Here is a 14,678-nt window from a genome sequence, read left to right on the forward strand (position 1 = left end):
GTGCGCTCAAATCATGGCTTGGAGGAATACATGCAGAGCGCCACGCTGAGCTCCCAATGATTGTAGGCAGCTATGTGGGTTGCGACACAAATGGTTACATCCAGCCGGGCCGTGCGGTAGTGGCAATCCGGCGGCAACAAGCCAACGGAGAAGCGCCCGGCCGGCATGGGCGGGGCGCTTGCGAACCGTCAGGACCTGCCGGACAGGAGCGCCTCGAGCTGGATTTTGTTGTTCTGGTCCGGAAGAAGCAGCCAGGCAGCCACATAGACCACGAAGGCCGGGCCGGGCAGGAGGCAGAACAGCAGGTACGCCACCCGGACGTAGGCCACGTCCACCTTGAGTTTGGCGGCGATTCCGCCGCACACCCCGCCCAGCCAACGCTGCGGTCCGCGCTTCAGGCCGAAGCCCCTGACGATGCTGAAGAACTTGTCCATGGTTACAGCCTTCCCTGTCCTGGCTGCTTTGTCACTTGATGCCAGCAGTGCCAGCCGGTTTGTTGCCGCTCCGGGCGCTGTTCTTGGACCGCGCCGAGAGCAGGCCGCCGATCACCAGGGCGGCACCTGCGCCCAGCATCAGCCCGATCAACACGTACGTGCCGTTGAGGGCCACCACGCCGAGCTTCGAAATGATGATGAGGGTGGCGAGGGCCAGGATGACCAGCCCCCAGACCACCGTCCCGATGCGGGCCTGCGACGGTACCGCCTGAGCGGCATCGGCTCCTGAATCCGTTCCCGGCGTGTACTGCGTTCCCCACTGGTTTGGGAAGACCGTGGGCTCCAGCGGCGGCGTCAGCGGGATCTGTTCCAGGCGTGGTGCCGCAAGGCGTTCCGTGGGCTCCTGTGCGGGAGTCGGTTCCTGCGTGCTCATGTCAGTTTCCTTTCTGGATGGTGACGTTGCTGAAGGTGGCATCGACCTTGACGATCAGCTTGGCGCCGGGCTTGTCGGTGTTGTAGCTGCTGGTGCTGTTGTCCGAGCGACCAAAGTCCTGCGAGCCGTCGCCGTGGAGGTTTCCGAAGGTCACGTCGGCCCGGACCTCCACAGGCACGTTGGCGGGGATAACCACGGTGAGGTTGCTGGCGGTGGCGTCCACCGGGACCACCACGTCAACGGCCAGCGGGGGAGTGATTCCCAGTTGGCGCAGGTCAACCGTGCCCTTGCCGCCGGTGATGTCGAAACCGTCACGTGCCTGCTCGATGCTGATGGGCGTCCAGTCGGCGTCGCGCATCGTGAAGCGGTCTCCGTTGGGGACCACGTTGAAGATGCCGCCGATGATCAAGGCAACCACGGCCAGGAATCCCATGAATCCCGAGGTGCGTCCGCGGAGGCCGGCCACCAGGACGCCCAGGCCAAGGACCGCGGCACCTGCCGCCCAGACCACCGCATTGGCGGCGTTCCCGAGGTGGATGACGTTGCCGGCGTCGAGTGCCTTGAGCGTCCCTCCTGCCAGCAGCGCCGAACCGGCGGACACCGCTACCATCGCGGCTCCCGGGCCGGGCCGCCTGGCATGCGGCGGGCGGCTGTGGGGCGGGGTCGGAACCGAAGGGATCGGGGGGCCGGAAGGATTGCCGGGACCGCCGGAACCGTAGGAGCCAGAACCGTAAGGTCCGGCGCCGTAGGAGCCGGAGCCGTAGGGGCCCGACGGCGGTGCCGCACCATAGACGGGCAGGCCGCCTTCGTAGGAGGTGCCGTTGCCCGGGCCGGCGGATCCGCTCTGCGGACCCGTGGCGGTTGCGGCCGCAAACTGCTGTGCGCCCATGTTTCGTGCTCCGTTCCGCGCCTTGTTGCGCTGGACGAGGAAGTAGATCAGGTAGAAGATGCCGCCCACCCAGAACAGGGTCCAGAACAGCCCGGGCAGGCCGTTCCAGCCCCAGCCCCAGAAGCCGCGGCCCAGGCCCGGAAGCCCGATGACGGTGGTGATGACGGCGCCGGTCATGCCACCGGTCCAGCGGCCCGCTCCGGCCTCCTGGACGTGGATGCGGCCGTCGGGTTCGGGCAGGAGCGCCCAGGCAATGCCGTAGAGCAGCACGCCGACACCGGCGAACAGGGCGAGGACGATGAAGATTCCCCGCACGATCAGGGGATCGATGCCGAAGCGGTGCGCGATGCCGCTGGCCACGCCGCCCACCCACCGGTCCTGGCCGCGGCTGATGCCCTGGCTGCGGATCCAGTCGAAGAAGTTCTGCGGTGCTGCGGGCTGGAAGGGCGGGACGGGGCCGGGCGGGACGGGACCCGGCTGGGATGGTCCGGGGGGAGTGGTTCCCGGGGCCGGCCGGGCGGGTTCCTCCGGTCCGCCGGCGTCTCCGGGCCGTCCGGATTCTTCTGGGTTCATGCTGTTCGGGTTCATACTTCGATCCTGCCGTTCCTGCCCCTCGGCCTCTACTGGGGGATACCCTGAACGATCCCTGAGAGACCCCGAAGTACCGGGTTTTCGGGTCCGGGGAACCCTGATCCGTGTTTGGATGGAACCATGACAACCGCCCTGCAACGCCCGCCGCTGGTCCGCAGCAGCGACCGCATGATCGCGGGCGTCTGTGCCGGCCTGGCGGACCATCTGGGCTGGCCGGTGAAGTACGTTCGCCTCGGGATGGTGCTTGCTTCGTTTGCCGGCGGTGCCGGCGTGGCCTTCTATGCGTGGCTGTGGACGATGGTTCCCACCGCAGACGAAAGCGCCCGTCGCAATGCCCGCCGCCCGGCGTCGCCCATTGCTCCTGCCGTGAGCCTGCCGGCTCCCGTGGTCCGGGAGGCTCCCCGCGGACCACTGCCACTCGGACCACTGCCCGACGGCGGCGCCCCGCCTTTTGCTGTTCCCGCACCTGCCGTGGCGGCCTGGTTCAGGACCCGCCGCATCCAGTACGGGAAAGAGATCCTGCTGGGTGCGGGGCTGCTCCTCGTCGCGGCGATCCTCATCGCCCGGCAGTTCGGCGTCGACGTTCCCCTGGGCACGCTGATCCCGGCAGCCGCAATCCTTGGCGGCGCCGCGATCGCCTGGATGCAGCTGGACGAGACCCGCCGGGCCGGCCTGGTGGACAAGACCAAGGCGGACCAGGCCGGCGGCTGGGTCCGCCTGGCCGCGGGACTGGCCCTAGTGGTGGCCGGGGTGCTGGTGATGGTCTCTGGATCGGGCTCCTGGGAACAGACCTGGCTGGCGCTGTTGGCCTCGGTGGCGGTCCTTGGCGGGGTGGCCCTGGTGCTTCTGCCGTGGGGCCTGAAGTTCTGGAAGGACCTGGAAACCGAGCGGGCCGGGCGGGTGCGGGAAACGGAGCGGGCCGAGATCGCCGCACACTTGCACGATTCCGTGCTGCAGACGCTCGCCCTGATCCAGCGCCGGGCGGGCTCCGAACAGGACGTGGTGCGGCTGGCCCGAGCCCAGGAGCGTGAGCTGCGCATCTGGCTGTACCGCGACGCCGCCAAGGACGCCGGACTCCTCGCGGACCGGATCAAGGCAGCCGCCGCCGAGGTGGAGGACACCCACGGCCATGCGGTGGACGTGGTCACCGTGGGCGATGCCGCCATGACGGAGCGGCACGAGGCCCTTGTCCAGGCGGCCCGTGAGGCCATGCTCAACGCGGCCCGGCACGGCGGCGGAACGGTGTCCGTCTATCTGGAAAGCTCGGACGCCGGCAGCGAAATCTTCATCAAGGACCGCGGCCCCGGCTTCGACCCCGACGCCGTCCCCGAGGACCGCCTGGGCGTCCGGGAATCCATCATCGGCCGCATGAAACGTCACGGCGGCACCGCCGTCATCGCCAGCAGCCCCGACGGTACCGAGGTACGACTGGGCCTGAAGGCCGCAGACACCGCAGAGGCACGGATTGGAGAAGAAAAACCATGAACGGCACACCCGAGGGAACCCCTGAACGTACGGTCCGGGTGGTGATCGTCGACGACCACGCCATCTTCCGTTCCGGCCTCAAGGCCGATCTCGACGCCCGGATCGACGTGGTGGGCGAGGCCGGCACCGTGGACCAGGCCATCGCGGTGATCGCGGAGGCTCGGCCGGAGGTGGTGCTGCTGGACGTGCACCTGCCCGGTGGCCTGGGCGGTGGCGGCCGTGAGGTCATCAGCGGCTCGGCAACGTTGCTGGGGAGCACCAGCTTCCTGGCCCTGAGCGTGTCCGACGCCGCCGAGGACGTGGTGGCCGTGATCCGGGCGGGCGCCCGCGGCTACGTCACCAAGACCATTTCCGGCGCCGAGATCTCCGACGCCGTCATGCGCGTGGCCGACGGCGACGCCGTGTTCTCGCCGCGGCTGGCGGGCTTCGTGCTGGACGCCTTCGGCACCGCCCCGGCGGACATTGCCGACGACGAACTGGACCGGCTCTCCGCCCGCGAGCTGGAAGTCATGCGCCTCATCGCCCGCGGCTACAGCTACAAGGAAGTGGCCAAGGAGCTGTTCATCTCCATCAAGACCGTGGAAACCCACGTCTCGGCCGTGCTCCGCAAGCTCCAGCTGTCCAGCCGGCACGAGCTCACCAAATGGGCAGCCGAGCGCCGCCTCCTCTGACGCTCTCTCACCTTTGGTGCCATTTCGCCTGACGCTCTCTCACCTTTGGGGGCTTAAACGGGAACGCTCCTGCACTTTTTGGTGCAGGAGCGTTCCGGGAAGGCGGGTTACTTGGCCTTGCCCAGGAACTCCTGGAGGCGGCGGACGCCCTCGGCCAGGTCTTCGTCGCCCAGGGCGTAGGACAGGCGCACGTAGCCGGAAGGACCGAAGGCCTCTCCCGGAACAATCGCCACTTCAACCTCGTCGAGGATGAGCGCGGCCAGTTCCGCGGAGGTCGACGGCGTGGCGCTGCCGGCCGCCGTCGGGAATTCCTTGCCCAGCAGACCGCGGACGTCGGCGTAGACGTAGAAGGCGCCGGTCGGCGTCGGGCATTCAACGCCCTCGATCGCGTTCAGGCCGGCAACGATCGCCTTGCGGCGGCGGTCGAAGGCGACCTTCATTTCGTCGACGGCGGTCAGCGGGCCGGAAACTGCGGCAGCGGCGGCGACCTGCATGATGTTCGAGACGTTCGACGTCGCGTGCGACTGCAGGTTGGTGGCGGCCTTGATGACGTCGGCCGGGCCGATCATCCAGCCCACACGCCAGCCGGTCATGGCGTACGTCTTGGCCACACCGTTGAGGATGACAACCTTGTCGCCGAGTTCCGGCGCGGCCGTGGCGATGGAGGTGAACTGCACGCCATCGTAGGTGAGGTGCTCGTAGATCTCGTCCGTGACAACCCACAGGCCCTTGGCCGCGGCCCACTTGCCGATTTCGGCGACCTGCTCCGGGCTGTAGACGGCGCCCGTGGGGTTGGACGGGGAGACGAACAGCAGGATCTTGGTCTTGTCCGTGACGGCTGCCTCGAGCTGCTCAACGGTGACCAGGTAGCCCTGCTCCGGGCCGGCGAACACCTCAACCGGCACGCCGCCAGCGAGGCGGATGGCCTCCGGGTAGGTGGTCCAGAACGGGGTGGGGATGATGACCTCGTCGCCCGGATCCACCAGCGTGGCGAAGGTGTTGTATACGGCCTGCTTGCCACCGTTGGTCACCATGACCTGGGAGGCTTCCACCTTGTAGCCGGAGTCGCGGAACGTCTTGTCCGCGATGGCCTGCTTCAGCTCAGGAAGGCCGGCAGCGGGGGAGTAGCGGTGGTACTTGGGCTGGGCCGCGGCTTCGATGGCGGCCTTGACGATGTAGTCCGGCGTGGGGAAATCGGGTTCACCGGCACCGAAGCCGATCACCGGACGGCCTGCAGCCTTGAGTGCCTTGGCCTTGGCGTCTACGGCAAGGGTGGCGGATTCGGCGATGGCAGAGATTCGCTGTGAAATGCGGGCGGCGGGTATTCCGGCAGACATTAAAGTACCGTTCTTCGCAGGCAGCTCAGGAGCTGGATGATGGGATTCGACGAGATCTACTTTATGCTGTTCTGCGGAGCTCCCGGGCGCCCACGGAAGTTTGTGACAGTTGACTCTGACACGGCTTGTCCGGGGCTGGGGGATCCGAAAACGGGCCGGTTCGACTATCGCGAAATTCTTGCGTAGACTGGTTCACCGGTGTTGAAAAACGCCGCAGGCTGAAGTGCGGCCTGAAACATGGATTCACATCCAAAGGGTAGTGGCGCAATTGGTAGCGCAGCGGTCTCCAAAACCGCAGGTTGCAGGTTCGAGTCCTGTCTGCCCTGCGCAAGCTGTTCCGGTGGAAACACCGGAACAAGCGCAGCAACCATGGCTCTAATCAGGGCCGGGTCAACGACGTTTGCATAGGTGAGTGAGGACCAGGTGACCGAAACAGCTGCAAGCAGCTCGAAGGGCCGTCCCGCCAAGAAGTCCGATTCCGGCTTCTTCGCTCGAATTGCACTTTTCGTCCGCCAGGTCATCGGCGAACTGAAGAAGGTCGTCGCCCCGACCCGCAAGGAACTGATCAACTACACGCTCGTGGTGCTGGTGTTCGTAGCCATCATGATGCTCATCGTCGCACTTCTGGACCTGGCCTTCGGTACCGGAGCCGGCTGGATCTTCGGCGGCACTGGCGCTAGGGACAGCTAAAGCGGATCGCTCCGCAAACAGCGCGGAAATCCCCGGAAATAAAGGGATTCTGCGGGGTTTGTGGAATTGAGTCATTTAAATAGGCATGTTAGGCAATGAGGAAGCAGGAGACCAAGTGTCTGAGCAGGAGCTCGAGGTAACTGAGACTGAGCTGGATCGGCCCGCTGAAGGCACGGCCCACGCCACGGCTGACGCCGCGGACGAGTCCGAGGTTGACTCTGCTGCGCCCGAAATTGCAGACGCAGAGGACGAGTCCGACGAGGACGACGCCGACGACGAATCTGACGAGGACGCTTCCGACGACGACGCACTGGCCGCTGCTGCTGCTGCAGCGCCCGCCGATCCGGCCGAGGAATTCAAGGCCAAGCTGCGCCGCCAGGACGGTGACTGGTACGTCATCCACTCCTACGCCGGTTACGAAAACCGCGTGAAGGCCAACCTCGAAACCCGCATCCAGACCCTGGACATGGAAGATTACATCTTCGAAATCCAGGTGCCCATGGAAGAGGTTGTCGAGATCAAGAATGCGCAGCGCAAGGTCATCAACCGCGTGCGCATCCCCGGCTACGTCCTGGTCCGCATGGACCTGACCGACGCCTCGTGGGGCGCCGTCCGCCACACCCCCGGTGTCACCGGCTTCGTGGGCAACGCCCACAACCCGGTCCCGCTGCGTCTGGACGAAGTCTTCTCCATGCTCGCCCCGGTCTTCGAAGAAGAGCAGGCCGAGAAGGGCAAGCCGGTCAAGCACGCAGCTGCAGCGGTTGATGTTGACTTTGAGGTCGGCGAATCCGTCATCGTCAAGGAGGGTCCGTTCGAGACCCTTCCCGCCACGATCTCCGAGATCAAGGTGGAGTCCCAGACCCTTGTGGTCCTGGTGTCGATCTTCGAGCGCGAGACCCCGGTTACCCTGGCATTCAACCAGGTCACCAAGATCTAGTTGATCCGAAAACTTCGCCCCGGTTCTGCCTGCTTAGCAGGACTGGAGCGGCCGGCCGCCTCGCCATGGCGGCCAAAAACCTGAGGCACGCTCCTGTGCCGCAGGAAGCTATTGAGAGAAGGACCTACATTGGCTCCCAAGAAGAAGGTCACCGGCCTCATCAAGCTGCAGATCCAGGCAGGTGCCGCTAACCCGGCTCCGCCGATCGGTCCTGCGCTTGGCCAGCACGGTGTCAACATCATGGAATTCTGCAAGGCGTACAACGCTGCAACGGAAGCCCAGCGCGGAAACGTTATCCCGGTTGAAATCACGGTCTACGAAGACCGTTCCTTCACCTTCATCACCAAGACCCCGCCGGCTGCAGAGCTCATCAAGAAGGCTGCAGGCGTCGCCAAGGGTTCGGCTACCCCGCACACCGTCAAGGTTGCCAAGCTGACCCAGGCCCAGGTCAACGAGATCGCCACCACCAAGATGGAAGACCTCAACGCCACGAGCCTCGAAGGCGCTGCCAAGATCATCGCCGGTACCGCCCGCTCCATGGGCATCACCGTAGAAGGCTAATAACAGCCTTCCACCGCCGGGCAACCGGCAAACAGAATCATTGAAATGTCGCAGGATCCTTGCCGGATCCTCGACTGTGGCAGGGCCCGCGCGGTCCGCAGACCACAACTGCACAAGGAGAAGTAAGCAGCATGGCAAAGCGCAGCAAAGCATATGAGGCAGCCGTAGCCAAGATCGAGGCAGACAAGGTCTACGCCCCGTTCGAAGCCATCAACCTCGCGAAGGACACCAACCCTTCCAAGTTCGACGCAACCGTTGAGGTCGCTTTCCGCCTGGGCGTTGACCCTCGCAAGGCAGACCAGATGGTCCGTGGCACCGTCAACCTGCCGCACGGCACCGGTAAGGTCGCCCGCGTCCTCGTTTTCGCAACGGGCGACAAGGCTGAAGCAGCAATCGCTGCCGGCGCCGACTTCGTTGGTTCCGATGACCTGATCGAAAAGATCGCAGCCGGCTGGACCGACTTCGACGCAGCCGTTGCCACCCCTGACCTCATGGGCAAGGTTGGCCGCCTCGGTAAGGTCCTGGGTCCGCGTAACCTGATGCCGAACCCGAAGACCGGCACCGTGACCGCTGACGTCGCCAAGGCCGTCAACGACATCAAGGGTGGCAAGATCGACTTCCGCGTCGACAAGCACTCCAACCTGCACTTCATCATCGGCAAGGTTTCCTTCGACGCCATTCAGCTGGCCGAGAACTACGCAGCTGCACTGGAAGAGGTCCTTCGTCTGAAGCCGTCCGCTTCCAAGGGCCGCTACATCCAGAAGGCCACCGTTGCCACGACGTTCGGCCCGGGCATCACCGTTGACCCGAGCGTCACCAAGGTTCTTACCGAAGCGTAAGCTTCCGGGAGCGTTGGCTCTGTAAAGGACCGTCCGGCATTGCCGGGCGGTCCTTTTTTTATGCGGCAGGCACGTCCCGGGCACCGTTCCGAAAGCCGCCAAGGGAGCATTGTCCAGGACGCGGGGGCGGCCGTAGGCTGTGACGCGTGACGCCGACGTCGAACCCTCCACAACCCATCGGACTCAAGATCGCACGCATCGCCATCACGGCCGAGCCGGACGGTGCCCTGGACGCCGCCGAACGAGAGCCTGCCGCACCGGCGGACTTCCGCGCCTTCCATGAGCTGGGGACCGCCGAGGAGCTGGAGGTCTGGGGCAACCTGGACCGCTGTGCCACGCTGACGGAGTCCCTGATGTATTGGCGGGGGAGCCCTTACGAGGAACGCCAGGCCTTCCTGGCCAGGCTCGACGGCGTCGCGGTGGGCAGGTGCTCGCTGACCCTTCCGTTGTCGGAGAACACCGATGAGGCGGGGATCGAGATACTGGTGGCCTCGGCCCACCGACGGCAGGGCATTGGAACCGCCATGCTTGGACGCATGGAAAGCCTGGCGCGCGAACGCGGCAGGACCGTCTTCGACAGCTACTGCGGTGAACCGATCGGATCCTTTCCCGAGGGCGCCCCGGAACTGGCCGCTAAATCGGGAACCGGCGGCGTTCCCCGCGAGGCGGCGTCCACCGGCTTCGCACTGCGGCACGGCTATTCGCTGGAACAGGTGGAGACCACCAGCCTTCTGCCGCTGCCGGTGCCGTCCGGGCTGTTGTCCACCCTTGAACGCGATGCCCTGGAACATGCACGCGACTACAAACTGCTGTTGTGGCAGGACCGGTGCCCCGAAACCGTCGTGGAGGCCTACGCGGCACTCAAGAGCCTCATGACCACTGAGGTGCCCATCGCAGGCCTGGGCTGGGAGGGCGAGCGCTGGGATGTGGCCCGGGTCCGCGCGGAAGAGGACACCTGGTGCAAGAGCGGCATCGAATCCCTCGTGGCGGTGGCCCGGCACGACGGCAGCGGCGAACTGGCGGCGTACACCGTGCTCAACCACCGGGCCGCCCTTCCAGGCATCGTCAACCAGGAGGACACCTTGGTGGCGCCGGGGCACCGCGGGCACCGTCTGGGCATGCTGGCCAAGATCGCCAACCTCCGCCGTGCGCAGCTGCAGTGGCCGGACGCGAAGTCCGTCATGACATGGAATGCCAGTGAAAACCGGCATATGCTGGCCATAAATATTGCCCTCGGATTCAGGCCCGCCGGAATCGAAGGCGAGTGGCAGAAACGGCTGGAATGACTGTAGACGAGGCAAGCACCATTCAGATCGAGCAGCTCTGGGTTCCGGATTCCCTGGACAAGGCGGATGCGGCCGACTTTCTGGCCGCCGTCGAGGTCAGCCGCAAGGTGCGCATGCAGACCTGGGGTACCGACGATCTCGCCTACACCCCGCTCGAGAAGCTGCTGGAGCTCGCCGACCCCTACGAACGTCAGATCATCCTGGTTGCCAAGATTGACGGCATCATTGTGGGAACCGCGGACATCGCCTTGCCGCTGACGGACAACATGGACCTGGCGGAATTCACCCTGGACATCCTGCCTGAATACCAGCGCCGGGGCGTCGGCCGCCAGCTCCTGGAGGCCGCCGAACAACTGGCGCGCGCCGAGGGCCGCACGATGATCCTGGTGGACACCAACCACCCCGCCGCGTCCCTGCATACCCAGGCCGACGGGCAGCTCGTCCCCGGCAGCGGCCTGGGCTTCGTGCCAATCGCCAGCCGCGAGGTCGATTTCGCCCAACGGGCCGGCTACGCGCTGCAGCACATAGAGCAGTTCAGCTCCTGCGCCCTGCCCCTGGACTCGAAACTGGTGGCCGGGCTCCAGTCCGAGGCGGAGGAGGCCAATGCCGGCCGGTACCGCCTGCACCACTGGACGGACCGCTGCCCCGCTGCATGGCTGGAAGCCGTGGCGGTGTTGGAGAACGCCGCCGGCGAAGTGGCGCCCGAGGAAGACGAAGCCGGTCCCGAGCTGTCCGGAATGGTGTTCGACGCCGGCATCCTGCGGGAGGCGGAGGAAGCCGCCGTCGCGCAGGGCCGCCGCACTGTTGTCACCGCCGTCGAGGACCTCGCCACCGGGCGGTTGGCCGGCCTGACCACCATCAGCGTCCTGGCCCAGCGGCAGGACGTGGTCTTCCAGGACGACACCATCGTCCTCCAGGAACACCGCGGCAACAAGCTGGGGCTCCTCATCAAGGTCGCCAACATGGAACGGCTGAGTGAGCAGTTCCCGGACGCCCGCGTGATCTACACGTGGAATGCCCCGGAAAACCGCTACCTGCTGACCGTCAACAAGCAACTGGGGTTTACGACGGCGGGAGTCACCGGACTCTGGCAAAAGGAGCTTCCGGACATGGGCCCCAAGATGACCTCCTCGGAATAGCGCAGGGCCCCGATTTGGTTTGCTGTTGCGCCTCCCGTAAGCTTGAACCACCAAAGACCGTCGGTTGATGGGAATCCACTCTTTCGGGCGCAGCTCAATTCTGCAGCCACGCACGGAAGAATCCAGTGAATTCCCTGACGAAGGACCCTGAACATTGGGCGGCCGGCGCAGGTGAACGAAGCAAGTCTCCGCAGTTTCTGCTGTGTTGAGCCAAGCCCCGTGCATCTGCGCGGGGCGTTTTTAGTTTTAGCTCTCTTGAGCGGGGACCCGGAAGACCGGCTTTATTCCCCGGAAGGAGGGTTATGGCAACGCCTAGCAAGATCTCTGCAGTAGCTGAGATCACGAACGATTTCAAGGAATCGAACGCCGCTGTCCTGACCGAATACCGCGGGCTCTCTGTTGCACAGCTCAAGGAACTCCGTGTTGCGCTCGGCCAGGACACCAAGTACTCGGTCGTAAAGAACACCCTGAGCGCCATTGCAGCCAAGGAAGCTGGTGTCGAAGCATTCGACGGTCAGCTTGCAGGCCCCACTGCAATCGCCTTCATCAAGGGCGACGCTGTTGCTGCTGCAAAGAGCCTGACGGACTTTGCCAAGGCTAACAAGCAGCTGGTCATCAAGACCGGTTACTTCGAAGGCAAGGCACTGAACGCAGCAGAGGTTGCCGCACTGGCAGCCCTCGAGTCCCGTGAACTGCAGCTCGCCCGTGTCGCCGGAGTCCTCAAGGCTCCTGCTTCCGCAGCTGCACGCATCATTGACGCTCTGCGCCTGAAGCTTGAAGAAGAGGGCGGCGCATCTGCACCGGCCGCTGAAGAAGCCCCGGCCGCCGAAGAGGCTGCTGTTGAAGAGGTTGCGGCTCCGGCCGAGGCCGCTGAAGCCGCAACCGAAGAGAACTAAGTTCTCCCCCAATCAATCTCGGTGCAGGAGCGGGCATAGCCCGCGGCGGCACCACCTAAAGGAAGGACGCCTAACATGGCGAAGCTCACCAACGAAGAGCTCATTGAAGCTTTCAAGGAACTGTCCATCATCGAGCTCTCCGAGTTCGTTACGCTCTTCGAAGAGACCTTCGACGTTACGGCTGCTGCTGTTGCTGTTGCTGGCCCCGCTGCCGGCGGCGCTGCTGAAGCTGCAGAAGAGAAGACCGACTTCGACGTCATCCTCGAAGCTGCTGGCGACAAGAAGATCGCAGTGATCAAGGAAGTTCGCGCCATCACCGCCCTGGGCCTCAAGGAAGCCAAGGACCTGGTTGACAGCGCACCGAAGGCTGTTCTCGAAGGCGCCACCAAGGAAGCTGCCGAGAAGGCAAAGGCTCAGCTCGAAGAAGCTGGCGCAACCGTTACCCTCAAGTAATTCGGTTTGCCTGGCAATTCTTGCCAAGGAACCCCGCACGGATCCGTCCGTGCGGGGTTTCCTGCTTTAACCCTCAGTTGGGTTCGCTGATGTCCGCCACCACCGCGCCCAGGGCTGCGGTGAGGGCGTCGGCGTCCACGAAGGCGCTGTGGCCGTGCGCCCCGGCGCCCATGGAGATCCGCCGCCCCGCAATGCTGGCGTCCGCGTAGACGGGCCACGGCGTGCTGCTCCCCAGCGGCGTGATGGTGCCGCGCTCATAGCCCGTCGCAGCGAAGGCGACGTCGGCATGTGGCAGCGAGAGCTTGTTCACGCCCACCAGCGCGCGCAGCTTGGCCCAGGATATCTGGCGGTCACCCGGGATCAGGGCGAAGAGGAAGCTGCCGTCCCGATGCTTGACCACCAACGACTTCACGATGTCGGCCGGAGTGATGCCCAGGATTTCCGCGGCCTCCTCGAGGCTCCTGGCCGCCGAGCGTTCCACGAGCTGGACGTCCAGCCCGCGGGCGGCCGCATCGGCCAGGAACCGCTCCGTGCCGCTCATCGGTGGCTGCCCATCAGTCGCGGTACAGCAGGAGCGCTTCGCCCTGGCCGCCGCCGCCGCACAGGGATACCGCGGCCTTGCCGGAGCCGCGGCGCTTGAGTTCATGGGCCGCGTGCAGCGCCAGCCGGGCCCCGGAGGCGCCGATGGGGTGGCCCAGGGCGATGGCGCCGCCGTGGATGTTGCACTTCTCCAGCGGGTAGCCAAGGTCCTTCAGGGACTGCACGGCCACGGAGCCGAAGGCCTCGTTGATCTCGATGAAGTCCAGGTCATCCGTGGTCCAGCCGGCACGGTCCAGGGCGCTCCTGATGGCGTTGGACGGCTGGGAGTGCAGCGAGTTGTCCGGTCCGGCGACCTGGCCGGGCTTGCCCACCACCGCGAGGTAGTCGAGGCCGTTGTCCTCGGCGAACTTCCGCGAGGTCAGCACCAGCGCGGAGGCGCCGTCGGATAGGGGAGAGGAGTTGCCCGCGGTGATGGTGCCGTCGCTGGCAAAGGCGGCCCGGAGCGGGGCCAGCGTTTCCAAGGTGGTCTGCGCGCGGATGCCCTCGTCGGCGGTCAGCACCACGGGATCGCCCTTGCGCTGCTTGACGCTCAGCGGAGCGATCTCGACGTCGAACACGCCCTGTTCCGCCGCTGCGGCCGCACGCTGGTGCGAGGCTGCGGCCACCTGGTCCTGGGAGCGGCGGTCGATGCCGAGCGTGACGTTCTTGCTTTCCGTGGACAGGCCCATCGATTCGCCGTCAAAGGCGTCGGTGAGGCCGTCATGGGCTGCCACGTCCAATGCCTGGATAGCCCCGTAGGTCCAGCCTTGGCGCGAACCCGGCAGCAGGTGCGGGGCCCGGGTCATGGATTCCTGGCCGCCAGCCACCACCACCGTGGCATCGCCGCTGCGGATCAGGCGCGCGGCGTCGATCACGGCGGTGAGCCCGGAGAGGCAGACCTTGTTGATGGTCACGGCCGGGATGTTCCAGCCGACGCCCGCGGCGATGGCGCTCTGGCGGGCGGGGTTCTGGCCGGCGCCGGCCTGCAGCACCTGGCCAATGATGACGGCGTCCACTTTGTCGGCGGGGACGCCGCTCGCCGCGATGGCGGAGCTGATGGCGTGGGCGCCGAGCTCGACGGCGGTGAATCCGGCCAGCTGGCCGTTCAGCCGCCCCTGCGGGGTACGGGCTGCGGCCAGGATGACAACGTCGTTGTTGTCGGCAGTGTTGCTCATGATCTCTCTTCCGATCCGGGATTGGTGTGCTTAGGCTACCGCGAGGAAAGTCAGCTATCCATTCAAACGCTTGGGGTCGGGCGTCCATTCCGCCATAGGTGCCTGCGGCAACCGTGCTTGCATTCAGACGGGAAGTGGGGTAGACAGAGAGGCTGATTTGCCGTAGCGTAGATGTTTGCGTCTTCCCTGTTAACCTTCAGCCTTCATATAGCGGTGGGCTTTACCTCTCAGCTGCACCATTGACATGCCGTTTGATACGTGCAAGGCAGTGGCCAGGCTGGGG

16 protein-coding genes and 1 tRNA gene are annotated in these 14,678 nt (G+C 65.5%); 11 read left to right on the forward strand and 6 right to left on the reverse strand.

Annotated features, from left to right (window positions below; genetic code table 11):
• Window positions 1-188: 188 nt before the first annotated feature.
• Genes J1902_RS04010 through J1902_RS04020 form a run of 3 tightly spaced genes read right to left on the reverse strand, consistent with a single transcriptional unit; the run spans window position 189 to window position 2,344 of the window.
• Entirely contained in the window at window positions 189-434 is a 246-nt protein-coding gene (locus J1902_RS04010) for a PspC domain-containing protein (protein WP_207614978.1), read from the reverse strand.
• 31 nt (window positions 435-465) lie between these two features.
• Window positions 466-867 carry a hypothetical protein gene (locus J1902_RS04015; RefSeq protein WP_307794362.1) on the reverse strand — a complete coding sequence of 134 codons (402 nt, stop codon included), beginning with the start codon at window positions 865-867 and terminating at the stop codon, window positions 466-468.
• 1 nt (window position 868) lies between these two features.
• Window positions 869-2,344: a PspC domain-containing protein gene (locus J1902_RS04020; protein WP_207614979.1), complete on the reverse strand. Its 1,476-nt coding sequence runs from the start codon at window positions 2,342-2,344 to the stop codon at window positions 869-871.
• Between the two features lie 123 nt (window positions 2,345-2,467).
• Here J1902_RS04020 and J1902_RS04025 point away from each other — a divergent pair, with 123 nt between their 5' ends.
• Window positions 2,468-3,832: an ATP-binding protein gene (locus J1902_RS04025; protein WP_207614980.1), complete on the forward strand. Its 1,365-nt coding sequence runs from the start codon at window positions 2,468-2,470 to the stop codon at window positions 3,830-3,832.
• Window positions 3,829-4,503 (forward strand): LuxR C-terminal-related transcriptional regulator, encoded by a 675-nt coding sequence (locus tag J1902_RS04030; protein WP_207614981.1) that lies wholly within the window; start codon window positions 3,829-3,831, stop codon window positions 4,501-4,503. The genes J1902_RS04025 and J1902_RS04030 overlap by 4 nt, the downstream gene beginning before the upstream one ends.
• 107 nt (window positions 4,504-4,610) lie before the next feature.
• Here the strand turns inward: J1902_RS04030 and J1902_RS04035 are convergent, their stop codons facing one another.
• Window positions 4,611-5,840 (reverse strand): pyridoxal phosphate-dependent aminotransferase, encoded by a 1,230-nt coding sequence (locus J1902_RS04035; protein ID WP_207614982.1) that lies wholly within the window; start codon window positions 5,838-5,840, stop codon window positions 4,611-4,613.
• Between the two features lie 253 nt (window positions 5,841-6,093).
• Here J1902_RS04035 and J1902_RS04040 point away from each other — a divergent pair.
• From J1902_RS04040 to rplL, 9 genes are all read left to right on the forward strand, one after another.
• Window positions 6,094-6,166: transfer RNA gene (locus tag J1902_RS04040), tRNA-Trp, on the forward strand.
• A gap of 82 nt (window positions 6,167-6,248) precedes the next feature.
• Window positions 6,249-6,530 (forward strand): preprotein translocase subunit SecE, encoded by a 282-nt coding sequence (gene secE, locus J1902_RS04045; RefSeq protein WP_207614983.1) that lies wholly within the window; start codon window positions 6,249-6,251, stop codon window positions 6,528-6,530.
• A 115-nt stretch (window positions 6,531-6,645) separates the two neighbouring features.
• A complete protein-coding gene (nusG, locus tag J1902_RS04050; RefSeq protein WP_207614984.1) occupies window positions 6,646-7,467 on the forward strand; it encodes a transcription termination/antitermination protein NusG in 822 nt (273 codons plus the stop codon).
• A 129-nt stretch (window positions 7,468-7,596) separates the two neighbouring features.
• Window positions 7,597-8,028 carry a 50S ribosomal protein L11 gene (rplK, locus tag J1902_RS04055; RefSeq protein WP_018773647.1) on the forward strand — a complete coding sequence of 144 codons (432 nt, stop codon included), beginning with the start codon at window positions 7,597-7,599 and terminating at the stop codon, window positions 8,026-8,028.
• A gap of 131 nt (window positions 8,029-8,159) precedes the next feature.
• Entirely contained in the window at window positions 8,160-8,867 is a 708-nt protein-coding gene (gene rplA / locus J1902_RS04060) for a 50S ribosomal protein L1 (RefSeq protein WP_207614985.1), read from the forward strand.
• Between the two features lie 146 nt (window positions 8,868-9,013).
• Window positions 9,014-10,153: a GNAT family N-acetyltransferase gene (locus tag J1902_RS04065; protein WP_307794363.1), complete on the forward strand. Its 1,140-nt coding sequence runs from the start codon at window positions 9,014-9,016 to the stop codon at window positions 10,151-10,153.
• Window positions 10,150-11,292, forward strand: coding sequence for a GNAT family N-acetyltransferase (locus tag J1902_RS04070; RefSeq protein ID WP_207614986.1), 1,143 nt, complete (start codon window positions 10,150-10,152; stop codon window positions 11,290-11,292). Before J1902_RS04065 ends, J1902_RS04070 begins: the two co-directional genes overlap by 4 nt.
• 302 nt (window positions 11,293-11,594) lie before the next feature.
• Window positions 11,595-12,188: a 50S ribosomal protein L10 gene (gene rplJ / locus J1902_RS04075; protein WP_207614987.1), complete on the forward strand. Its 594-nt coding sequence runs from the start codon at window positions 11,595-11,597 to the stop codon at window positions 12,186-12,188.
• Between the two features lie 75 nt (window positions 12,189-12,263).
• Window positions 12,264-12,641, forward strand: coding sequence for a 50S ribosomal protein L7/L12 (gene rplL / locus J1902_RS04080; protein ID WP_207614988.1), 378 nt, complete (start codon window positions 12,264-12,266; stop codon window positions 12,639-12,641).
• Window positions 12,642-12,714: 73 nt separating this feature from the next.
• Here rplL and J1902_RS04085 read toward each other — a convergent pair whose 3' ends face one another.
• Both J1902_RS04085 and J1902_RS04090 read right to left on the reverse strand, forming a co-directional pair.
• Entirely contained in the window at window positions 12,715-13,182 is a 468-nt protein-coding gene (locus tag J1902_RS04085; RefSeq protein WP_207614989.1) for an aminoacyl-tRNA deacylase, read from the reverse strand.
• Between the two features lie 13 nt (window positions 13,183-13,195).
• Entirely contained in the window at window positions 13,196-14,395 is a 1,200-nt protein-coding gene (locus J1902_RS04090; protein ID WP_207614990.1) for an acetyl-CoA C-acetyltransferase, read from the reverse strand.
• Window positions 14,396-14,678 lie beyond the last annotated feature (283 nt).

The sequence above is a fragment of the Arthrobacter cavernae genome (assembly GCF_017368795.1).
Lineage (GTDB): Bacteria > Actinomycetota > Actinomycetes > Actinomycetales > Micrococcaceae > Arthrobacter > Arthrobacter cavernae.